Origin of the sequence: Streptococcus parasanguinis ATCC 15912 (genome assembly GCF_000164675.2) — a bacterium.
Classification (GTDB): domain Bacteria; phylum Bacillota; class Bacilli; order Lactobacillales; family Streptococcaceae; genus Streptococcus; species Streptococcus parasanguinis.
This window is the reverse complement of sequence record NC_015678.1, coordinates 100598-122334: the sequence shown is the minus strand read 5'-3', so window position 1 is coordinate 122334 and position 21737 is coordinate 100598. Positions and strand designations below refer to the sequence as shown.

Here is a 21737-nt window from a genome sequence, read left to right as displayed (position 1 = left end):
TCCTGTTCGAGTTGATTGACTTATTCACGTTGCTTACTTTCTTCTTATTATACCATACTGGCGAGCGTTTCCTTTCGTTTGTAGAGACGTCATCAGTTGAGAATGCTGTTAAAATTTTCAAAACTATTCAAAAACTCTTTGACAGGGGTCTTCATTTCCTCTATACTATTTGTTAGCTAACAAAACGATGAATCATGTTAACGTCAGCCCTGCTATGCTCATAGCAATTGGAATTGATGGGAAATGAGAGAGATAGGATGGATTTTCAGACCATTTTTACAACATTATAGAAAGATTTAGGAGGAATCAGACGTCCATGTCACAAGAAAAAATTTCAGCCAAGGTCCTGTATGCTATTTTTGCAACAGGGATCCTTTCCTTTTGCGGGGTGGCTGGGGAAACCGCTATGAATATCACCTTCCCAATATTGATGAAGGAATTTGAAATCAATACTGCAACCGTCCAGTGGGTTACGACCATCTATCTTCTAGTGGTTGCCTGTGTGGTCCCCTTGTCTGCTTATCTCAAACGCTCTTTTAAAATGAAGTCCATCTTTTTAGTTGGAAATCTTCTCTCTGTTTTAGGTGTTCTTATCGACTTCCTTGCTCCAAGTTTTGGCTTTGTGGTCCTGGGACGATTGGTCCAAGGAATGGGGGTTGGTTTTGCCCTTCCTCTAATGTTTAATATCATTTTAGAGCAGGTCCCAAAACGCAAGATCGGTCTCATGATGGGAGTGGGTACCCTAATTACAGCCATTGCACCAGCCATTGGGCCTACTGTCGGTGGTCTCTTGACGGCTAACTTCGGTTGGCGGTCCATCTTTTTGGTTCAATTCCCGATCCTTCTAGCTTCGCTAGTTGCAGGACTTCGCTCCATTGAACAAATCAGTACAGTCAAACGAGAAACCCTTGATATCATGAGTCTCCTTGCTATCATTGCCCTTTTCTTAGGGTTGATTCTAGGCATTCACGGTCTCTCTGATCATGCTTTCTTTAGTTTTTCTGTGCTTGGTTGGCTTGTGATTGGGTTCTTGGGACTCGTTCTCTTAGTCTGGCGGTCCAATCGCTTGGAGACTCCCATTATCAACCTTGCCATCTTAAAGAACCATCTCCTCACTGGCCATGTTCTTGCCTTTTTCACCTTCCAATTAGGTTCTCTGGCCATGAGTTTCCTCTTGCCCAATTATGTCCAATTGGTCAACCACTCGAGTACCACGCTTGCAGCCTTGATGCTGCTTCCAGGAGCCATCATTGGGGCTGGTTTTGCTCCCTTCTCTGGTCTCATTCTAGATAAGTTGGGTGCCCGCAAACCGATTCTCCTTGGAGCTACTTTAATTCTTCTGGCCCATTTCCACTTTACCCTCTTTGGACTGAAGCTGACAAATGGCTTGATTCTCATCTTTTACATGATCTTCATGACCGGTATGGGACTGGCCTTTGGCAATATTATGACCAACGGACAAAAACAACTCTCTCTGGAAGAGCAACCTGATGCGAACGCGATCTTTAACACCCTGCAACAATTTGCAGGTGCTGTCGGAACAACACTGGCTTCGCTGATTGTTGCCATGAGCCAAGCTAATCAAAAGATGGACTTTACTCAAGCCACTGCTAAAGGAAGTCGCAACGGTTTTATGGCCTTATTTGCCTTGGGCATCTTCCAACTCCTTCTCTTATTTTGGGTTGTTGGGAAAGAACAAGATACGAATTAATTTTTCTCATCAGAAAACAGCAATTTGCTGTTTTTTTGTTATCCTTTTCTGACCCGTGTGACAATGCCATCAGGATCTTCAAAAATTATGCCACTTCTGCTAAATAAATCTTGCTTGGATAGGTGTATACCCTATTCTTTCTCTTTTGCTTGTAATGTCAAATTTTACAACTAAAAAATTCTATTAAATTGTCTAACTTTTATCATTTGAGTTAAAATCCTTGCTTTCTTTTTGTGTTTTATTTATAATCATTCTAAACAAGACGAAGGAGACATTGTATGACTGAAATGAAACATGGAGTAGATGAATCATTTAACGACCGATTGAATATCTTGAGAGCCGCTGTTCTCGGGGCCAATGATGGGATTATTTCTATTGCTGGGGTGGTGATTGGGGTAGCCAGTGCCACCTCAAACATCTGGATCATTTTCCTTTCTGGCTTATCAGCGATTCTGGCAGGTGCCTTTTCGATGGCGGGCGGTGAATATGTCTCAGTTTCCACTCAAAAAGACACGGAAGAAGCCGCTGTTAACCGCGAACAAGCCCTGTTGGATCGCGATCCAAAGTTAGCTAGAGAATCTCTCTACCACGCTTATCTTCAAAATGGAGAATGCGAAACTTCCGCAAAGATTTTGACAGAACGGGCCTTTCTGAAACATCCCCTCAAAGCCCTAGTCGAAGAGAAATATGGTATCGAATATGAGGAGTTTACCAATCCTTGGCATGCTGCTGCATCTAGCTTCCTTGCTTTTTCGGTTGGTTCCCTTCCTCCAATGCTCTCTATCATCCTCTTTCCAGCTGCCTATCGCATTCCGGTGACGGTCTTCGTTGTTGGACTATCCTTGATCTTCACTGGCTATACCAGTGCAAAACTGGGAAAAGCACCAACCAAGCAAGCCATGCTTCGCAACCTGATCATTGGCCTTCTCACCATGTGTGTGACTTACTTCTTCGGACAACTCTTTAGTATCTAAAAAAGTTGAGAATTTTGTCTCAGCTTTTTCTTATGCTTCTAATAAGGCTTGTGCTTGTTTTTCCAGTCCTGCGACCGCTTCATCTGTCAAGATTAATTCACCTGTTCCCCAAGCTTCTGGGTTAACGGTTGTTCCAGTGAACTCTCCAACTACTTGAGTTCGAACGAATGGCAAAAGCGCTTGGTATGCCGCAAACATTGGTTCGTGTCCGGCATTGGCTACTGAAGAAACCGTTACGATCTTATCTTGAAGGGCAGATGGACCACGAGTTTCTGACAGGTCAAGGGCACGGCTAAGCCAGTCGATCAGGTTTTTCACTACACCTGGAATAGCAAAGTTATAGACTGGCGAGAAGATCCAGATGGCATCCGCAGCAAGAACCGCATCACGCGCTGCCTGCACAGCAGGCAGGGTTGGTGTTTCCAAATCTTGGTTCATCATTGGAATGTCCTTGTAGTCCAAGTAAGTCACCGTTGCTTTTCCTTCCAGAAGGCTTTCTGCTTTCTTAGCCATTTGGTGGTTAAAAGATCCTTGACGAAGAGAACCGACGATAAATAAAATGTTTTTCATAGTTGTTTCCTCTTTCTGTTGTAAGATTTTTTGTTACAATAGCTATTATACACGATCATAATGTAATGTCAAGGATTACAACTCGGACATTTTAAACTTTTATTCCATTTCACTAAGGATGGGCCAAGAGGAGTGAGAAAAAAAGGTTGGATAAAAGTTTCCAACCTTCAATAAATCATAACCGTATAAATCTGTAGAGGATCAACATCCAAGAAAAACGACTCCCAGAGATCTTTACAATCCATTTTAGAACTATTTTTTTCTCAGCAAGGTAATTCTCAATCCCAAAATTCTGTTCTCGCTACTACTCCTCGTTAGACAAATCCGTAGCCAACATTTTTTTGATGGATTCGCTGGATAAATCCGTCATTTCAGCAATCATCTCGATACTCATCCCCTTCAAAGATAGTTTCTGAATCAGAGACTGCTGACCAGCTTGAACTCCCAACTCCATGCCTTCTTGTCTGCCTTGTTCCAATCCCTGTTCGAGACCTTTTTCGAGACCTTGTTCAAGACCCTGTTCGAGGCCTTGTTCGAGACCACGCTCGAGTCCTTGTTCGAGTCCCTGTTCAAGACCTTTTTTCAACCCTTTCTGAAATCCGGCTTCCAGTTGTTCTTTCCGAAAGGTATCCATGCTCATTTCCCAATTTTCTCTGATACGAATCCGTTCATCAATCATTTCTTTTTCCTCCCTTGTCCAATTTGATGGGATCAGGAGTGATTCTGCCTGCTCGATCACTTGATCTGGTTGATGACTGAATGGGCGATTGCCAAAGAATTCAAGCCATTGTCTCCATTGAGCATTCAACTCCGTATCTCTACTTTCATTATACTTATCCAACTCTAAAAAGGCAACCTTTAACATATTGTGCGCTACTCCATCCTTTCGAGAACTATAAAGAGGTGTCCCATCTACTGTATGGCGCATTTCATAGACATTGACGGGTGAATCTAAATGAGGAAAAATACTTCGCTCCAATATAGCGATCCCATAGACCGGCTCCAGCTCCTGGTACATAGAATGGGTCGCTCCTTTCTTTCGCTTGCGTTGGACATTTTCTACCAGTTGATTGGCTAAATAATAGTGGAAACGATTCAAGAAATACTCTTGCTTCAAAACTTGAATCTCAATGATGACTTCAAGCCCACTATCTAGTCTTGCTCTCACATCAACGGATGTTTCAAAAGGAAGATCTCCTAAAAAACCTTGCTCATGGATCTGGTCTCCTTCTAAAATCTCAACGGACTCTACTGGCAGATCCAATACTTCGCGGATGAATTTCGCTGTCACATCCGGCAGACTAAAAATCTTTTTCGCCATTAAATCCAAGGTGGGCGATACATACTCGTGTCGTTTTTTCATAGCAACCTCCAATGATTTCGTATAGGGAATCCCCTCACTTATACCATTCGAAAAAATTGCAGAAAAAAGGGAGTGGGAAAGAACTCTGACTAGTTAAAAAGAGTTCGTTTTCCCACCCCCGCACAGTTGAGTAGGGCTGTAAAAGCTGATGAAATCAGCGTAGTAGAGCCCACTCAACCACTGCGTCTTGCTCGACAATCCAAAAATAATTGAGAGGCTAGGACTTTTGTCCCAGCCTCTTGCTTTTATGCATGCTCCAATCCTTTTCGTGTATTTTCTTTGATAGTTTCAGCTGAATGGAGCAATTTTTCTTTTTCTTCTTCTGTCAAATGCAAATCCAATCGTTCAAGAATTCCTTTTCGACCTACAATTGCTGGATAGCCAAGATAGGTTCCATATTCTGGACGATAGTTAGACACAGGCATTTCCTCGTGGCTATCATTGATCACAGCTTCTGCCAGGCGTTGGGCTGCCGCAGCAATCCCAAAATTAGTATAGAATTTGCCAAAGAAAACCGTGTGGCCACCGCGCAAGGACTCGTAGTTGATAGCATCAAGCTCTTCTTGAGAGAAGAGATCGGTAATAGCGTGTCCCTTGACACGGACCTGACTCCAAGCAACAAATTGAGAATTTCCGTGCTCACCGAGGTTGTAACCTGATACACTAGCAGGAGAAACCTGCAAACGATCAGCTACTGCACGCTTCATCCGAGCTGTATCCAGTAACGTCCCTGTCCCAATCACCTGCTCTTTTGGAAGGCCAGTATATTGTTGATAGAGTTGAGTAACGGCATCGACCGGATTGGTCACTACCAATAAGACCCCGCTAAAACCAGAAGCCTTCAGATCACGCGCTACTTGCACCACTTGCTTACTGGTAAAGGGAAGCTCCGCAAAACGGTCATCAGTGTTATTAGCCTGCAACTCAATATTTCCAAGAGTCGACACCACGACATCCGCATCTTTTAAAGCCGCGTAGTCATTGACCGTGATATGAACCGGATACCCTGTATTGGCAACCGTATCACAGAAATCCAAGGCATCTGCCTTAACCTTTTTCTCATTGGTATCAATCAAGACCAAGTGATCACAGGTGTGTTTCAAAATCATGCTGTGGGCCAAGGTGGCACCCACATGCCCCAAACCAATAATACCAATTTTTCTTGTCATCAGAATCCTCTTTTCTAGTATCGATCACACTGTTGGTGAGGATAGCTCTTTGTTGACTCTATTCTACCACAATTCTAGAAAGGCGGATTGAAAAAATGGGAAAATTTTCAAGTTTTTTCCAAAAAGAAAAGAGTCGCTGCCTCTTTTAACGACTCAGGAAAGAAGAGTTTCAATCTCTTCAAGCGATAAGCCCGTCATCTCCGATATAAGCTCAGGTGTCATTCCTCGTGAGATCATCTCATGAATCAATTGTAAACGAGCTTCATTTCGACCTCGTTCTAAACCTTCTTCGCGCGCTTCATCAACCGCCGTCTCCAGGGTCATATCATAATTTTCTTGAATACGAATACGCTCGTCTATCATGGTCTTCTCCTCCTTGGTCCAGCTAGATGAATCCAGTAATGAATCTGCGTGGGCGACAGCTTGACTGGGAGCTTTTGTGAAGGGAAGATTCCCAAAAAACTCCAGCCACTGTCTGCCTGCATCTGTCAGGTTCTCATCTTTATTATACTTGTCTAGCTCTAAAAAGGCAACCTGCAGAAGATTTTGGTGCTTGCCATTTTTATAATAGGCCTTAAGTTGCTTGCCGGACCGACTATTGGTCAGCCAGTATTTATTGATGGCGGCATCTTCATCCAGTAAGAGCGACTTCTCCAAAATCGCAATCCCATAGACTGGCTCCATCTGCTCGTACATCTTATGTGTCTGGCCTTGCTGGCGCAGTTTTTGCACATTTTCCACCAGCTGATTGGCCAAATAGTAATGAAACCGATTCAAGAAATACTGCTGCTTGCGAATCTGGATCTCGATGATCACCTCGGTCCCATCGTGGAGCTTAGCTCTCACATCCACCGCAGTGGAGAACAGGTCATCCTCCTCATAGGCCATGCTGTGGGGCTGGCTTCCTTCCACAATCTGAGCATCCGCTACATCCAGCTCCAAAATGTCCCGAATAAATGCTGCCGTCACCTCCGGTAAACTAAAAATCTTCTTGGCCATGATATCCAAGGTCGGCGATACATGCGCGTGTCTTTTCTGCATCCCTGCTCCTTTTCGATAAAAAATAGAGGGAAGGTCCCTCTACTTCTATCATTCGAAAAAAATTTGGGAAAGCGGCTAAAAACCATTACGAAACGAAGAAATAGTTCTCTATAATCATCATTCCCAATGTACTGCCCCTTCTGCTATTTTCGTATCGTAGGAAGTTTGTAAATTCAGCCAAGTTGTCATCGAAATATTAGTAAACTTCGCCAACTTCTGAGCAATATCATTATTAATCGACTCCTCACCATTCACTAATTTGCTGATCGTTTTTGGTGATACTCCCAATTTCTCTGCAAATTCTTTCTGGGTCATGTTATAATCTTCAGTTAGCTCTCCAATATATTTTCCTGGATGGAACGCGATTAAGTCTTTGTATTCAACAATTTTCATACTCACAGTGATTACTGACCTCCTCTATTTTTAGGAATTTAATTTTTATCAGACCAGAAAGAAGTCTCGGCGTTATAACTCTTGGAAAAATAATTAATTTAAAAAGATAAGACTTTCACATTCAAAAAGCAAAGCATTTACAGAGAGTTACTTTTTCGGTTTAAAAGTACATTTTTTATAATCAATTACAATATTAGGATCGATATTCGGAAGAAAAACGTTAAATAAAGATTTTTCTTTCGTCACTGCTTGTAAATGAACTCCAATCGGAATTACATCAGCGTTGTTTCGATATATGGGACAAGAAGCAATGCATACTGAACTTTTTTTAAGTTCATTTACCACCTTATCTTCAAAATGCCACTGGCTGAATTTATTTACTTTTTCTTCCTCCTTAACATCCTTCCCCATGTTGCTCCAAGCTGTTTGGATAAATAAGGATTTCAAGGATTTACAATCATCTCCTTGAATCTCATCGTCACCACCTAAAGAATAGGCAATCAAATGGCCTCTATGGAAAAACAACTTATAATCATTCAATTTATCAATTTTATTCCATCCAGCAGGTTTCCCTAATTTCGGCCGACCTTTCTTTTTATCACTCGATTCTTTTTGAATTTTAAAAACGTCATAATCATTTTTATTGATATAAAAAATAGCGCCTTTAGGTCTCTTACCTAGCTCTAATGAATGTGGAACAATATACCCTGATTCTCCCTTACTCATAAAGCGAATTGTTGCGATATTCTCATTTACTACAAAATAATTTGATTCATATTGAACTGGGTATCCAACTAAATCACTAAGTTGCTCACTAGGAATATGCATCAAATTTAAAATTTGATCTGACATTGAAAAATTCTTTTTCATTTTAATCTCCAAATCTACCTACACTTATCCATTTGTCTACCTTAGTGAAATCAATCTCCTCAATCGAGCATATATTAAGTAATCATCCCAATTTATGTGCTTCTTTCTGTGAACATTGCTTTTTAAAATTTCACGGCAGTAAAAAATCAACTATTTGTTTATACAAAGTAATTTGAGTATATAATTTATTATGTTTATAAATCAGGATCAATATAACTATCAAAATGAATAAGAGACCATAAATCAACCATTTATATAAAGTTTCAATTTTTTCTAACCGTTTTAATTCAGTTTTATAGCTAACAGATTCTTTTAAAGCAATAATATAACTTTTATCTATACTGTACAACATATTATAGTTGTTATCAATATCATCACACTCTGATATTATAGATTTAGAATCAAAATTCCATCCTCTTACTTTGTTTACTATAATTATACAAATTAAATAAAATATTCCAGAATATACAGTTAGGGACATCGCTAGCCTTGTATTAAAATTTTTAAAGATAAATGTAGTTAAAATTGTTACAATTAAAACTAAAAATTGCTGAGATATTGTATTAGAAATATTTTTTATACTAACCAAAATCTCTTTTTGGAGTTTTGAAAAATCTTCTGTTAACTTTTGTTTATCAGAGATAAACTTTTTTAACTTATCATTGATAAATAAATTATAATTCGACTGTACATCTTTTAAAATATACTGAAAATCCATATTACTAATTGTATTTTTTCGTTTGATAAATTCTGAAAAAGTATTTCTAAAAATTATCAATTTTTCATAATAAGTTTTTTCATCATAAAAAACAAAATCAAATAATTGATTGAGAACAACAAATAAATCTATATTATCTATTTCAATACTATTCATTTCTAGAATTGCATTTTTTTCAAAACTTATAATATATTCATCTCTGGATATTTTTCTTTCCGACACTATACTTAGAAAACCATCAATTGTCTCTCTTTTTAATTCATCAAAATTTCTATCTAAAATTATTTTAGGAAGAGCACAGAGAATATTATGATTAAACTCCGTTTTTGAAATTAATACATCAGGTATCTGTAAATTTTCGTCACAAAGTGAAAAAACGGGCGAACATATATCGCTATTTTCTTCTGGAATCCAGATTCTTATCTTTGTACTCCTATTTTCGAGACTTTTAAATGTCGTACTTTTTAAAAACTTTTTTTCAAATTTATAAAAGTCATTACTGTTTCTAAAATATAATAATTGATTCTCTAAAGGAATTTGATTTTGTTTAATTGTTACAGCAATCTTATTGATTTTCTTAGTTTCTTTACATAATTCCAACGGGTAATTATTACAAGCTATTTCCAGTTGACTTATTTTATAACTATTAATCTTTTCCTTAAAATCATCTAACTCATTTTCTGAAATTTCGAACTCTAAAATATAGATAATCTTTTTTTCTTTAGAATCAATATTGATACGTCCGGTAACATTTTTAAAAGTGTTAATATACTTAATAAGTTTTTTTATCAATGTAATCACCTCTCAATCAGAGTAATTACTTCTTTGTTAATTTTTAAAACGTAAAAATCGTCGTCGCCATCATCCCAATAAACATCTCCATGACTCTCTAGACTTTTAAGAAAACTTATTTTAATTTGTTGTTCATCTCCCTGAGCTACATATGTTAGTTTAGGTGGACGATATAACTTTGCTACGAAGCTAGCTACAACAGTATTATTTTTTCTTTTCGCTAACTCATAAGCTTCATTTGATAACTTTTCTATATCTACTTCTCTATTTTCTATATTAAAGTCTAATACATCACTAACCTCTTGAATCAGTCCTTCAAATGATGTATCTCTTCTCTGAGATAAAAAACCTGTTAACTTTTCTTTTACAATTCCTGGACTAAGTTCAGACTTTATGTATGGTTTAACGATAGTTTCAATCGCTTGTATAGCCATTCTAGCTGCTGAATCTTCATCATCTAAAACGTTATCACTATCCAAAAATACTTTGAAGAAATACCCCGATATATTATCATCGGTTCTATCCAATACTCTTGAGTGGATGTTTGTTCTTTCTGAATTTGGTTCCTCTCTATTTTCTTTAAACTGGATTGTTTTATCTTTGTAGATTACAGTAGCCTTTTGAAGTCTTGATTTATTATCTGGAAGAATTTTGTCTAATGTAGTTAATGTATTTTCATCAGTTACTCGAATAGCCGTTCCTGTTTCCATCTTAACAAGAAAAAGGATTTCTATATCGTCAATTTCAGTTGTAAGTACGACTAAATAAAAATCATTTTGAAATCTACGTCCTATTGATTCTTTAAATTTACTTGCAATGTCTTCTGAGTTTCTATCGAAATTCTCTTCGTTTTCAAAAATCTCTGATACATTTGTTACTATCTGTGATGAAGGTCTCTTAAATCTGAAATTCTTAGCATATTTATCATCAATACATTTATTTATTCTAGAATCTAAATCTTCAACAATTTTACTGAATTCTTCAAAAGAATCGTCAAAAATTATACCCGGTAAATAATACGGTTCTCCATATTGATCTTTAGAAAAATGAAATAACCTTAATCTCTTTTCCATATCATTATCTCCTAAACATTAGATTATAACCTGTCTATTCATCAACATTGGCAATAGCCAATCTCTAAATTGGGTGAGTTCTTGGTTTTGTCCTTGTAAACACTTGATTTGTGCAAAATAAGGCTCTGAAATTTCGTGAAAATTATTTTTGATTTCTTTACTTGGTAGAATGATTCTAATTCCTGAAAAATCTTCTTTATTCATATTAGCAAAAGTATTTCCAGTCTTTGCACTCGCTTTGGCATTTTCAAAATAATTTTTCAACGCAAAATAAAGGTAATATCTATGGTTTTCATCCTCAAAAACAATTGAATTTATTTGTTGATTTGTATGAGACCATTCAGTAGTAAATCCAATTTCACCCACTGTCGCAATACAAGAAACACATAAGCTACCTTCAGGTAAATACTTATTCTGTTGTACGCTTGCTCCTAAATCAGTCAATGATTCTGAAGTGCTATAAATAAAAGTATTTCCACGTATATCTCCAATTGTTATAAAAGGAATTTTACCTCCAAAATTATCACTATTTGCCCTAGAAGGTGTTTTTCCAGTAATAATTTTCGATTCGAAGTCTCTAAGAGTCTCCACTCCCCACCCCTCTGGGATTTCGCGTTTGAGTTCTGGGTTATAGACCATCTTTCCGCCTGATGATTTGTAGGGTTTACCATTCTGGTCTGGGAAATCAAACTGCACAAACCAGTAGTCGTAGAGGGTCTTAGCCATGCCTTCCAACTCTTGGTTGATTTGGTTGTTTAAAAGAATCTTTTTATCAATTGAAGATAGTACTTCAACTATCTTATCCTGATAATCTTTTTCAGGAACCTTGATTCTCATTTTTGATAAATAGTCAATATTTATATTATCTTGGATACTTCCACTAGCAGATTTTTGAATTTCTTTCTTAATATATTCAAAGAAATAGTAAACAAATAATTCACTACTTTTTTCAGGATTTGCATTAAATCCCACAATACTATCTGGGAAACACATTGGATAAGATAAAATTGCTGTTTCAGCAATATTAGCCGCTATCGTGATGCAGAGTGTGCCAGCTGGCCATAACTTACTTTGTTTTAACCCAAAATCATTGTAATACGAATCATTCTTAGTTATATAGAGATTAGCAGCTTTAACATCGCCTGTTTGTACCAAGGGATACGTGCCACCTTCAAATAGTTTTATATCATTCCTAGGTCTATGTTTCGATTTACCTCTGCTAAATGTCCCTAGTTCAGATAAACTTGTTATTTCCCAAGTAACTTCACTCATACTTCAACCCCTTCATCTGCTTCTCTATCTCCTGCTCCAATGCGTGTGATTGCTGGAAGAGGTCTGAGAGTTTGTTTTGAAAGGCAGTCATCTTGGCTTCAAACTCTTCTGCTGTGATATCTACATAGTCGATCTTGATGTCAAAGTATTGGCCTGCGCTGAGAGAGTAGTTTTTCTCCTTGATATCCTCATAAGAGACGGTGACAGAAAAGTCCTCGACGGCTTCTTTCTTGATAAAGGTCCCGACGATCTTTTGCTCTTCCTCAGGAGACAGCACAGTCTTTTGATTCTTGCCTTCCTTGACCTTGGTTCCGAGGTTCGAGGCATCGATGAGGACGACATCGCCCTTGTTTTTCTTATCAATAAAGAGGATGGAGACATTGGTACCTGTCGTCGCAAAGATATTGGATGGCATAGATACGACACCTGCCAGCATTTGATTGTCCACCAAGTGCTGACGGATGGTCTTGTCAATCCCTGACTGAGCCGTGATAAAGCCTGTCGGCAAGACAACGGCTGCTTGACCATCTGGCTTCAAGGAGTAGATGATATGCTGAACAAAAAGCTCGTAAATCGCCATCTTGTCCTTAGACTTGGCTGGAACCTTTGGAACACCTGCAAAGAAACGCTCACTGGCTTCTGGCAAGGTCTCCACTTGGTCACGCCACTCTGAAAAGTCCAGCTTGAAAGGAGGGTTGGAAACGATATAGTCCATCTTTTCAGGATGACGGTTGGCGATGATGGTATTTCCCTGTACGATATTGTGAATGGAGTGTTGCAGTCCATTCAAGATCAGATTGAGACGGAGGAGATTAGACGATTTTTGCGAGATATCCTGACTATAGACAGTGGTCTTATCCACACCGATACGACTAGCCAGGTTCATGAGCAAGGTTCCAGAACCAGCTGACGGGTCATAGATGCGCACGTTTTGAGGTTTATCATCTCCCACCAAGATATCCGCGATAATCTTGGCCACAGAGTGAGGCGTGTAATACTCGGCGTACTTGCCACCACCGTCTTTGTTGTAGTCCTTGATCATGTACTCAAAGAGGGTAGAGAAAAAGTCAAAACCTTGTGAAAAGATGGTTTCATCAAATTTGACGCGTGCAAGGAGATTGATGATGGCCTTTGCGACCTCATTACGCTTACTGCTATCTGAGATAGTATCAGTAATCAAACGTTCATCAAAGAGACGAATAGCCGTGTCGCCATCTGTATGAACAGAGAAGATATCGTTATTGTCAATGGCGATTTGATTGAGAGTATTTTCAAAAGTCTCATAGAAAGTCGCTTCGTTTTGCTGACGGTGGAGGGTTCCTATCAACTGGTCTGGCTTAAGCCAAGCAGTGCTAGTGCCGATATCTTCCAAAAGCCAGTCGTAGTCTTCCTCACTCATAGCTAGCAGGTTTTCATAGGTGTTGGACTCATCTAGGACCTTAGCTTGATACAAAAACTTGTCGTTTAAAAATTTGTAGAGGAAGGATTGGGTGAGGAGTTTGTACTCACCTGCTTCTCCTCCTAGTCCCGCATGGGTAAAGACGGCTTTCAAATCGTCTACCAAGTCTTGGACTTGGACTTTGTATGTTTCATTCATTAGTGTTGGTATTCCTCTTCGTATTCTTCAAATAGTGATTGAACCAATCTATCAAAATCTTGTTTGGTCATATTACTAGCTGATTGATTTTTCTTCATTTCTTTTCGGGCTTGCTCGCGAATCATTCGCTTTAAATATTCCTCATTATCTAAAACTCCTTGGTTTTGACCGATTCTATGGTCTAATTTAACCTTAGAATCTTTGATAACATGGTAAATAGCTAGAAATTCATTGACCATAGTCGAGTTGGTCACATGCTTGTATGAACGAGCTGCCATTTCGTCCCCATCAAAGTTCATGGTTAGGCGTCTCATACGAGTATGATAGTCCTCCACGGATTTAAAGAGTTCTTCATAGTCTTTTTGAGTTTCCTTGATATTTTCCATGGTAAAACCTTCTTGCCCATGAATGTAATGTTTTTGCATGATCCGCTGGAATTCTTCGTATAGAGAGACCCACTCCGGATCCTTTTCATCCCGTTGGTTCTTAATACCACTTGCAACTCGACGTCTCCAATCTTCTAGGTCATTGGCTGCTAGACGGAGCTCTTCTTCTGCAATCTTGACAAAGCTAAAGCTAGTTTCAGACATGGCAAGATTTAAAAGAGTCCGACTAGAGAAGTCGTCTGGTTTATCGATCAGAGACAGTGTCAGCATACGTCTAGTGAGAATGTTAAGCAAGATTGAAATCTGAGAAATATCAATCTGATTGAGCAAGTGATGGTAGCCAAGAAGACGGGCAATATTGTAGTACTGCTTGACAGACTCCAAGGCTTTTCGTAAATCAATCAATTGCTTTCTATCCTTGATGTCATTGATGGCTTGGGAGAAATACTCTAGATTATCCGTTGGATAGTCAAGCAAGATTTGCTCGGTCTTGCTCAACTCTTGAGAAATTTCATCTGCCGACACGAAGAGCGAACCAAAAACATCCTCACCATTTTCCCCTGTCAGGGTCGTATCATACTCTTGATTGAGTTCTTCCAGATAGGCACGATTAGTCTTGTCAAACTCCTTGGAAATATCAGCAAAGTCAATGACATAACCAAAGAGATAGTCCTTGTAGGGACGATTAACACGGGTTAGAGTTTGCAAAAGATTGTGAGCTTTAATCTTGCGCCCTAGGTAGAGGCGTTTGAGACGAGGCGCATCAAATCCTGTAAGGAGCATGGAGAAGACGATAACGAGGTCAATCTTACCTTCCTTATAGGCATCTACCTTGTCCTTCTTCTCTTCCTTGTCTCCCTCATCGTGAAGGATGAGAGCTGAGGTCAAGTTTGTTGAACCAGCTTGACGACGTTCTTCTAATTGTTTTTCAAGCTCACGCGCCTGCTTGGACGAATCACAGACAATCATACCACCGATGGTCTGATCATCGAAAATTACATTACGCGCTCTATTAAAGTCCTCGATGATAAAGTCCAGCATAGGCTCTACATAGTGGGGATGAGCAAAGATGTCTTCCTTGGATAGATCGCCACGTTGGATTTCTTCGTTGATAGATCTGAGATTATCTTTATAAGAAGTCTCGATATCTTCTCGCATCAAGCGTAGGGTAAAGCCGTCATCGATAGACTGGTTGTAATAGTATTTGTGGATATAATCTCCAAAGATATCACGCGTGGTCGCATGACTTTCCTTGGTCTTACCATCTTTCTTATATGTGATCAATGGCGTTCCGGTCAAGGCAATTTTAATAGCCTTGGTATCTGCCTGATAGAGGTTTGGCAGGTAGGAACCACGTTCATTGTATGAACGGTGGGCTTCATCGATAAAATAGACATTTTGACAATTGAGGTCATAGCCAGAGCGGTCGGTCAGGTCTGAATCATCCTTAAATTTCTGGATATTGACCACAGCCACATCATAGCCGTCTTGTTTTTGATTGAGTTCTCGAGGGTTGTTGATGCGCTTCACCTTGAGCCCTCGTTTGGTAAATTCCTTAAAGGCTTGGTCTGCCAGGTCCAAACGATCCACGACAAAGTAAAACTGAGGAACGATTCCCTCTTTTGAAAAATAATTAGTCAGATAGCGAATATTGAAGAAAGCCAAGGCAGTCTTACCTGAACCTTGTGTATGCCAGATAACGCCCTTCTTGACACCTTTTGCGATTGTTTCTTCGATGGCACGTGTAGCAAAATACTGAGGATAGCGCATGACGTGCTTCTGCAATTGCATCTGCCCATCCTTACTTTGTTCTTCGACATAGACTAGGCCAAAACGAAGCATAAATAGCAAGCGTTCCTTCTGGTACAAAGAAGATAGAAAGGCATTACAAGGTGTATCAGGCTTTAGGTTTGTTGTAAACTCTGGTTGAGATTTGAGGGCAAAGTGGTTCATGTCATTTAAGACGAAGTCTATTTGCTCCTCAGTTAACATAGCAAAGGAATGACGGAAATCTTTTTTTCTTTCTTCCTTGAAGGCATTAAACTTGGTTTTTGAATAGGCATTCGAACCATAATAAGAACCTTGTTTTTGCTGCCCTTGTCCACTGATATATGGCAAGTTGTCAGAGAGAGCTATCAACTGGGTGATATTGTTAAAGCGTCGGAACTTGCGATTTTCAAAACGTTGTTTTGTTCTGTCTTGCTCTGAGTGAACTCCTGTCTTTCCATCTCGGATAGCATTGGGCTGTTTAACTTCAATATAAGAAATAGGTATGCCGTTGATAAATACAACGAGGTCCGGACGAAATTCATCCCGGCCATTCTTATATGTAACTTCAAGCGCTACATGAAAGGTGTTTGCTTCAGGATGTTCCCAGTCAATATAGGTCGCACTTGTTTCTCCGATGATTCGTTTGTAAAAAGCCCGTCCCAGATCATTTTGGTCTAGTTCCAACTTGATATTACTTAGCTCTCGTTCAACATCCACATCATTTGCGTAATTATTGAACTTCAAAAATTGCTCTCTAAAAATAGATACCAGAATATTCGTCTCTGGATCTCTTTCTGCAATTTCCTTCCCTTTGCAAGGAAGATAGGTATAGCCCATACGCATGAGATGCAATGCTGCTGGAATTTGAACCCTCGTCATTTCTGTAAATTCTTTCCCTTTTCTCATATCATCATCCTATTAAAGCTGTGCTACTCCGATTGTACTTGGTCTTTCAATCTCAAGTTCTGGAGTTGCTACTGCCTTCATCCGTCTATCCTTTTCCTGTGCATAATCTCCTATTATTATAGCATGTTTGGAAAAGAAATTAACGCTTTCAAAGCATTTTGTTGGTTTTTCGCGCAAAAAAACGAACCTGGTCTGATTCGTTTTTTCTTAGTATAGTTGGATCCCTTTTTCTGCTAGATTGTCTAAGCATTCTTGGAGATAAGTAGCCTGGTGCTCAGGATAGATGGGGTTGCTCAAGACTTCCTCTTCTAGCTCTGGATAAGCTGGGCAGGTCTTGCCTCGATAGGTCGGCTCCCACCACTCTGGGCTGACCTTGTAGCCACGTGCAGTCATCTCCTCCATGATCAGGCGGTGATAGGCATAGAGGCGATAGGGCGAGTAGTCAAAGACATAGTTGACCGTCGCGTGCTTCTTGCCCCAGCCATTGCCTCGAAGGGCACAGCATTCCCGGTGTTGGCCGAGAAGCTGGGGACGGGGGAGTTTTGAGATCAAATCTTGGTGCCACAGTCTCATCTATTGACCTCCTAGTAGTGTCGACTCTTGCAAATAGCGATTGGGGTAGCGCTCTAGGAGCGTTTGGATCCCCTTGATGAGATCCTCTTGTCTAGCTTGCCCATGCTGGTATTTCTCAAGTAGCAGCATGAAGTCGGCCTTTTCCTCAGGAGTCGCCTGCTTTTTGAAATATCCCCAGATATGCTGGAAGGCATTGGAGACCTGACCACGATTTTCTGGCAAGGCCAGTGCTTGCTGGATCAAGCCTTCGACGTGGCTGACCTCCACCTGGTCTTGCTTGAGGTATTCCCGGATCTCCTTGTAAATGTTGCTGGAATGACTCAGCACCAGGTATTTATTTTTCGCCCATAGGACTTGGCAGTGATGTTTTTGATCCACTCGTGTCTCCTTTTGATCTTCTCTATGAATAGTCCTCCCATTATACCATGGAAATGAGTGAAGTTATAAAAAAGAGGCTGGGACAAAAGTCCTGGCCTCTCAATTGTCTTTAGATTGTCGAGCAAGACGCAGTGGTTGAGTGGGCTCTACTACGCTGATTTCATCAGCTTTTACAGCCCTACTCAACTGTGCGGAGGTGGGACTACGAAATCGAATTCTAACGAATTACCAATTTCTGTCCCACTCTCTCTTTCATTGATTACAAGGCTGTGATGGCTGTGATCAAACCAAAGATGATCCCTGGAGCATTGGCTGCAGCAAGTGGGATATCGCGTTCTTTTTTGAAAAGTCCATAATAGACCCAAAGACTACAGTTGATGGCTGCGACAAGAGGTTGAATAAAGTTTCCTTTGTGACCAGCGAGATTATCTATAATTTGTGGGAAGTAAGAGACATACATCATCACAGACATAAAGGTCGCAACCCAACCAAGAATTTTCATTTGTTTTTCATTCATTTTCATGATACCTTTCGTTTTTTAAGTACGCACTATTCTAACGCTTGCCCTCTTAAAATTCAAGTACTTTTTTCAAATGTTACTAAACTGTAAAGTGTCACAATCTTGTGATTTTGCAGGAAGATGGATTTCTTTTCGAGTGAATTTTCTCTCTAGTTGCCATTTTTTGACACTTTGTCTAATTCTTTTGCAAATGTGATCGTTTTCATTTTGCGTAGCATGCAAATTAATTGCATTTTCTTCCCACTTATGCTATTTTGATACACAGAGGTAAAATTTTATGAATAAACAAAAAATCAACCAAATCGTTGGCTCGATCGGTGCCTTTATTGGGATTATCGTTTTCATTGCCTACATCCCACAAATTATTGCTAATTTACAGGGAAATAAGGCCCAACCTTTCCAACCCTTGTCAGCTGCTATTTCTTGCTTGATCTGGGTCATTTATGGTTGGACAAAGGAACCTAAAAAAGACTGGATTTTGATCATTCCGAATTCGGCAGGTGTCATCCTAGGGGGATTGACTTTCCTTACATCACTTTAATAGAAAGTGAACAAAGACTGAACTCTACGGGTTCAGTCTTTTTTGTGTATCCCTTTGAAAAACAAAAACAATCGCAGTCGGTTTTCGTACAAAAAAGCCCGCTATGAGCAAGCTAAAAAAATTGACAATTCTTTTCTTTGAATAACCTATGCTGGATTATTGTGCAAAAATATCCAAATAATATCTGATTATTATTAGAGTATATTGAAACTTTCCGCTGTGAGAAAAGTGCCTGAAATAATTATGTTTCAGGCACTCGGAATTATTGAGACCTTAGGCTCAATAATTAGTCATGGAACTTCTTCGAAGTTCGCTGACGTCCGTACTCACCTAAGGAAAGTTTCTAATTTAATTTGAGTTTCTTTTCCTAAATCTGCACAATCTTACGATAACTCCGAGAGGTGATCCAAAAGACGATCAGGTAGGTGATAAGAAAGACAGCACAGACACTGAGGGTGACGACGAGGACTTGGCCACTATTAATCACGCCAAGGGCTTTGAGGATCAGGCGGATCATATGGTAGGCAAAGGCCAGGTGGACAAAGGCAAAGATGAGGGGAAGGAAGAAGACGGTCCGCACTTGACGGTTGATGGTCCGTTTGACCTCATCTTCATCAAGCCCCACCTGTTGGAGGATGACAAAGCGGTCACGGTCTTCATATCCTTCTGAAATTTGCTTGTAGTAGATAACGATGACTGTTCCGACCATAAAGATCAATGACAAGAAAATACCGATAAAGAAGATGCCACCAAAGAGGCTATTCAACTCTGCCACATCATTGGCTCGGTTGCCTCCATAGATAAAGGTCCCTTGGCCCTGTTGGCTGCTCAATTCATCGATCATCTTGTCATAACTAGCTGCTAGCTTGAGTTGCTGATCTTCATCGACATTGACATTGAAGCCACCGTAGATATTGGTATTGATGGCCAGATTTGGAAACTGAGCGACAAAGACTGAGAGGTCCGGCACGATCAGGTAGTTGAAATCCTCCGTCAGCATGTTATACATGTTTGGGACATGATCAGTGATAAAATCCTTGGTCACTTCTTTCTTGACTTGGAAGTCTTGCCCATTGATGGTGAACTGTTTCTGCCCTGTCAAAGCCTTATTATGGGCAAAGAGAAGGACTTGGTTGCCAGCCAGATCAACGTGTTCGCCTGTCATGTGTTCATAACTAGCTACATCAAAGACCATAAAGACGGTTTTGGGAGTGACGCTGCGTTCATCAGCTGGATAGACGGTGAAATCTGTGCCCTTTTGTGATTTAACCCCAAAGTTGGCATAGGTCATCAGGTCACGATTCTTGATCTTGAGATGGTGCTCAGAGGCAAATTCATCAAATTTCTGATTGATCTGCTCCAGATCGACCCCTTTTCCTTGGACAGAGAAATCATGAGGCGCCATGATTTTCTTGACCATTTCGCTACCGACATAGATGTTGGTTGCTGCAGAGATGGTTACTAGCACCATGGTCGAGAGGATGGCAATAGTCGCAAGCCCCACTGCATTTTTCTTCATACGATAGATGAGGTTAGAGACCGAGATCATATTATTGGGCTGGTAATAGTAGCTCTTCTTTTTCTTAAGCAGGTGCAAGAAGACGGTGATCCCAGCATTAAAGAGCAGGTAGGTTCCGATCATGACCAGGATAACCGCTAGAAAGAAAATCAAAACCGCAGAAATGGGGTCTTTAACAGACAAAGCCAGGTAGTAGCCAAAACCGAGAGAGGCTAAGCCCAGGATGGTTTGGGGCCACAAGAAGCGAGCTTTCTTTTCACCACTCGCTTTCTCACGTGTCAGTTGCAGAGCATTCAATCGGAGAATGCGCCAAGCATTGAGAAGAACCAAAAGTCCAAAGATGAGACCAAAGGTGACAAAGACCAAGATGACAATCCCAGGTTGGAAGGTGGACACTAGCTGGACCTTCATCTTCATGAGTTTCAAGAGAAAGGCAAAGATCAGCTTGTCAAAGAGGGCTCCAATCAAGACTCCGGCTGAGATGGTTAGAAAGCCAAACATCAAGAGTTCCTTGAAGATCATACTGATGAGATGCCGTTTCTCAAGGCCGAGCATGCTGTAGATGCCCAGTTCCTTGGAGCGGTTTTTCATGACGAAGCTATTGGCATAGAGCACGATGATAGCTCCCGCAGCATTGACCACGAAGAACCCCAAGCTGAGAGTGAACACTATGGAAGAGCCCCCTCTAAGCTCGGAAATGTGGGGATTAAAGGTCAGGGAGTCAAAGAGGTAGGCGATGGTCACTGCAAGAATGACCGCAATCGCAAAGGGATAATAGAGCTTGCGGTTCTTGATCAGATTAGAGCAAGCTAATTTAGTGGTTAATCGAAACATCTACTCCACCTCACTTGCCATGACCGTCAGGGTATCCGAGATTTCTTGGAACATCTGACGCTCCGTTTTTTCGCCACGGAAGATCTGGTTGTAAAGGATCCCATCCTTGATAAAGAGCACGCGCTTGGCACGCGCTGCCGCTGCGGTTGAGTGGGTCACCATGAGAATGGTTTGGCCCATGGTATTGATATCTTCAAAGACGTCCAGTAACGCAGCTGAAGACTTGGAATCCAGCGCCCCTGTTGGCTCATCCGCAAGGAGGATTTCAGGTGAGGTGATGATAGCCCGCGCTACGGCCACCCGTTGCTTTTGCCCACCAGAGATTTCGTAGGGGTATTTTTCAAGAAGTTGGTGAATACCCAATTCCCGACTGACGCTATCGACCTTGCTCATCATTTCTTTGACTGGCCTGCGTGAGAGAACTAGAGGGAGAAGGATATTGTCTTTGACGGACAAGGTATCGAGCAAGTTAAAATCTTGAAAGACAAAACCTAGTTTTTCGCGACGGAAGCTCGATGCGTCTTTGTTCTTGATGGTTGAGGTGTCCGTGCCATTGAGGTAGACCCGTCCTTCGGTTGGTTGGTCCAGCATGGCTAGGATATTGAGAAGGGTCGATTTCCCGGATCCTGATTCCCCCATAATAGCCACGTACTCACCCTTTTCCACGGTGAAGTGAATATCCTTTAAGGCTTCAACCTGCGTTCCTTGAAAGCGGGTTTTGTAGATTTTTTTGATATGTTGAACATCTAGTAATGACATGCTTTTCT

At 40.4% G+C, this 21737-nt stretch carries 18 protein-coding genes and 1 pseudogene; 3 read left to right on the top strand and 16 right to left on the bottom strand.

Translation table 11 applies throughout. The features are described 5' to 3' along the window. The first annotated feature begins 316 nt into the window (after nucleotides 1-316). Both HMPREF0833_RS00665 and HMPREF0833_RS00660 read left to right on the top strand, forming a co-directional pair. Nucleotides 317-1711 carry an MFS transporter gene (locus HMPREF0833_RS00665; RefSeq protein WP_013903262.1) on the top strand — a complete coding sequence of 465 codons (1395 nt, stop codon included), beginning with the start codon at nucleotides 317-319 and terminating at the stop codon, nucleotides 1709-1711. A 278-nt stretch (nucleotides 1712-1989) separates the two neighbouring features. Continuing rightward, nucleotides 1990-2685, top strand: a complete 696-nt coding sequence (locus HMPREF0833_RS00660; protein ID WP_013903261.1) for a VIT1/CCC1 transporter family protein — start codon at nucleotides 1990-1992, stop codon at nucleotides 2683-2685. Nucleotides 2686-2715: 30 nt separating this feature from the next. On the opposite strand, the gene HMPREF0833_RS00655 is transcribed toward HMPREF0833_RS00660, so the two are convergent. The 14 genes and pseudogenes from HMPREF0833_RS00655 to HMPREF0833_RS00590 form a co-directional block, all read right to left on the bottom strand. Beyond that, a complete protein-coding gene (locus HMPREF0833_RS00655) occupies nucleotides 2716-3255 on the bottom strand; it encodes an NADPH-dependent FMN reductase (protein WP_003016745.1) in 540 nt (179 codons plus the stop codon). A gap of 304 nt (nucleotides 3256-3559) precedes the next feature. Beyond that, nucleotides 3560-4618, bottom strand: coding sequence for an Rpn family recombination-promoting nuclease/putative transposase (locus HMPREF0833_RS00650; protein ID WP_013903260.1), 1059 nt, complete (start codon nucleotides 4616-4618; stop codon nucleotides 3560-3562). A 245-nt stretch (nucleotides 4619-4863) separates the two neighbouring features. Then, a complete protein-coding gene (locus HMPREF0833_RS00645; RefSeq protein WP_013903259.1) occupies nucleotides 4864-5787 on the bottom strand; it encodes an L-lactate dehydrogenase in 924 nt (307 codons plus the stop codon). 153 nt (nucleotides 5788-5940) lie between these two features. Continuing rightward, nucleotides 5941-6828 (bottom strand): Rpn family recombination-promoting nuclease/putative transposase, encoded by an 888-nt coding sequence (locus HMPREF0833_RS00640; protein ID WP_013903258.1) that lies wholly within the window; start codon nucleotides 6826-6828, stop codon nucleotides 5941-5943. A gap of 138 nt (nucleotides 6829-6966) precedes the next feature. Continuing rightward, nucleotides 6967-7227: pseudogene (locus tag HMPREF0833_RS00635) on the bottom strand (HigA family addiction module antitoxin); the annotation flags it as partial. A 141-nt stretch (nucleotides 7228-7368) separates the two neighbouring features. Beyond that, nucleotides 7369-8091 (bottom strand): DNA/RNA non-specific endonuclease, encoded by a 723-nt coding sequence (locus HMPREF0833_RS00630; protein WP_013903256.1) that lies wholly within the window; start codon nucleotides 8089-8091, stop codon nucleotides 7369-7371. Nucleotides 8092-8221: 130 nt separating this feature from the next. Beyond that, a complete protein-coding gene (locus tag HMPREF0833_RS00625) occupies nucleotides 8222-9610 on the bottom strand; it encodes a hypothetical protein (protein WP_013903255.1) in 1389 nt (462 codons plus the stop codon). Continuing rightward, nucleotides 9607-10674: a nucleoid-associated protein gene (locus tag HMPREF0833_RS00620; RefSeq protein ID WP_013903254.1), complete on the bottom strand. Its 1068-nt coding sequence runs from the start codon at nucleotides 10672-10674 to the stop codon at nucleotides 9607-9609. Before HMPREF0833_RS00620 ends, HMPREF0833_RS00625 begins: the two co-directional genes overlap by 4 nt. 18 nt (nucleotides 10675-10692) lie before the next feature. Next, nucleotides 10693-11946, bottom strand: a complete 1254-nt coding sequence (locus HMPREF0833_RS00615) for a restriction endonuclease subunit S (protein WP_013903253.1) — start codon at nucleotides 11944-11946, stop codon at nucleotides 10693-10695. Continuing rightward, a complete protein-coding gene (locus HMPREF0833_RS00610; RefSeq protein ID WP_013903252.1) occupies nucleotides 11939-13543 on the bottom strand; it encodes an HsdM family class I SAM-dependent methyltransferase in 1605 nt (534 codons plus the stop codon). Before HMPREF0833_RS00610 ends, HMPREF0833_RS00615 begins: the two co-directional genes overlap by 8 nt. Further along, nucleotides 13543-16605, bottom strand: coding sequence for a type I restriction endonuclease (locus tag HMPREF0833_RS00605; protein ID WP_013903251.1), 3063 nt, complete (start codon nucleotides 16603-16605; stop codon nucleotides 13543-13545). The genes HMPREF0833_RS00610 and HMPREF0833_RS00605 overlap by 1 nt, the downstream gene beginning before the upstream one ends. Before the next feature lie 207 nt (nucleotides 16606-16812). Then, nucleotides 16813-17178 (bottom strand): TIGR02328 family protein, encoded by a 366-nt coding sequence (locus HMPREF0833_RS00600; protein WP_013903250.1) that lies wholly within the window; start codon nucleotides 17176-17178, stop codon nucleotides 16813-16815. Beyond that, the gene (locus tag HMPREF0833_RS00595) at nucleotides 17179-17556 is read right to left on the bottom strand and encodes a YbgA family protein (protein ID WP_013903249.1); all 378 of its coding nucleotides are present in this window, start codon (nucleotides 17554-17556) and stop codon (nucleotides 17179-17181) included. A gap of 259 nt (nucleotides 17557-17815) precedes the next feature. Next, complete coding sequence (locus tag HMPREF0833_RS00590; RefSeq protein ID WP_040803284.1) at nucleotides 17816-18073, bottom strand: SemiSWEET family transporter; 258 nt, start codon at nucleotides 18071-18073, stop codon at nucleotides 17816-17818. A gap of 280 nt (nucleotides 18074-18353) precedes the next feature. On the opposite strand from HMPREF0833_RS00590, the gene HMPREF0833_RS00585 reads away from it, so the two are divergent. Beyond that, nucleotides 18354-18617 carry a SemiSWEET family transporter gene (locus HMPREF0833_RS00585; RefSeq protein WP_003012241.1) on the top strand — a complete coding sequence of 88 codons (264 nt, stop codon included), beginning with the start codon at nucleotides 18354-18356 and terminating at the stop codon, nucleotides 18615-18617. 367 nt (nucleotides 18618-18984) lie between these two features. On the opposite strand, the gene HMPREF0833_RS00580 is transcribed toward HMPREF0833_RS00585, so the two are convergent. Then, nucleotides 18985-20970, bottom strand: a complete 1986-nt coding sequence (locus HMPREF0833_RS00580; protein WP_013903248.1) for an ABC transporter permease — start codon at nucleotides 20968-20970, stop codon at nucleotides 18985-18987. After that, nucleotides 20971-21729: an ABC transporter ATP-binding protein gene (locus HMPREF0833_RS00575; RefSeq protein WP_006596750.1), complete on the bottom strand. Its 759-nt coding sequence runs from the start codon at nucleotides 21727-21729 to the stop codon at nucleotides 20971-20973. Nucleotides 21730-21737: the final 8 nt, after the last annotated feature.

Bases quoted from the DNA above. Each gene is read 5' to 3' on its own strand.
- HMPREF0833_RS00665 (WP_013903262.1), top strand. From the start codon at position 317: ATGTCACAAGAAAAAATTTCAGCCAAGGTCCTGTATGCTATTTTTGCA.
- HMPREF0833_RS00660 (WP_013903261.1), top strand. From the start codon at position 1,990: ATGACTGAAATGAAACATGGAGTAGATGAATCATTTAACGACCGATTG.
- HMPREF0833_RS00655 (WP_003016745.1), bottom strand. From the start codon at position 3,255: ATGAAAAACATTTTATTTATCGTCGGTTCTCTTCGTCAAGGATCTTTT.
- HMPREF0833_RS00650 (WP_013903260.1), bottom strand. From the start codon at position 4,618: ATGAAAAAACGACACGAGTATGTATCGCCCACCTTGGATTTAATGGCG.
- HMPREF0833_RS00645 (WP_013903259.1), bottom strand. From the start codon at position 5,787: ATGACAAGAAAAATTGGTATTATTGGTTTGGGGCATGTGGGTGCCACC.
- HMPREF0833_RS00640 (WP_013903258.1), bottom strand. From the start codon at position 6,828: ATGCAGAAAAGACACGCGCATGTATCGCCGACCTTGGATATCATGGCC.
- HMPREF0833_RS00630 (WP_013903256.1), bottom strand. From the start codon at position 8,091: ATGAAAAAGAATTTTTCAATGTCAGATCAAATTTTAAATTTGATGCAT.
- HMPREF0833_RS00620 (WP_013903254.1), bottom strand. From the start codon at position 10,674: ATGGAAAAGAGATTAAGGTTATTTCATTTTTCTAAAGATCAATATGGA.
- HMPREF0833_RS00615 (WP_013903253.1), bottom strand. From the start codon at position 11,946: ATGAGTGAAGTTACTTGGGAAATAACAAGTTTATCTGAACTAGGGACA.
- HMPREF0833_RS00610 (WP_013903252.1), bottom strand. From the start codon at position 13,543: ATGAATGAAACATACAAAGTCCAAGTCCAAGACTTGGTAGACGATTTG.
- HMPREF0833_RS00605 (WP_013903251.1), bottom strand. From the start codon at position 16,605: ATGAGAAAAGGGAAAGAATTTACAGAAATGACGAGGGTTCAAATTCCA.
- HMPREF0833_RS00600 (WP_013903250.1), bottom strand. From the start codon at position 17,178: ATGAGACTGTGGCACCAAGATTTGATCTCAAAACTCCCCCGTCCCCAG.
- HMPREF0833_RS00590 (WP_040803284.1), bottom strand. From the start codon at position 18,073: ATGAATGAAAAACAAATGAAAATTCTTGGTTGGGTTGCGACCTTTATG.
- HMPREF0833_RS00585 (WP_003012241.1), top strand. From the start codon at position 18,354: ATGAATAAACAAAAAATCAACCAAATCGTTGGCTCGATCGGTGCCTTT.
- HMPREF0833_RS00580 (WP_013903248.1), bottom strand. From the start codon at position 20,970: ATGTTTCGATTAACCACTAAATTAGCTTGCTCTAATCTGATCAAGAAC.
- HMPREF0833_RS00575 (WP_006596750.1), bottom strand. From the start codon at position 21,729: ATGTCATTACTAGATGTTCAACATATCAAAAAAATCTACAAAACCCGC.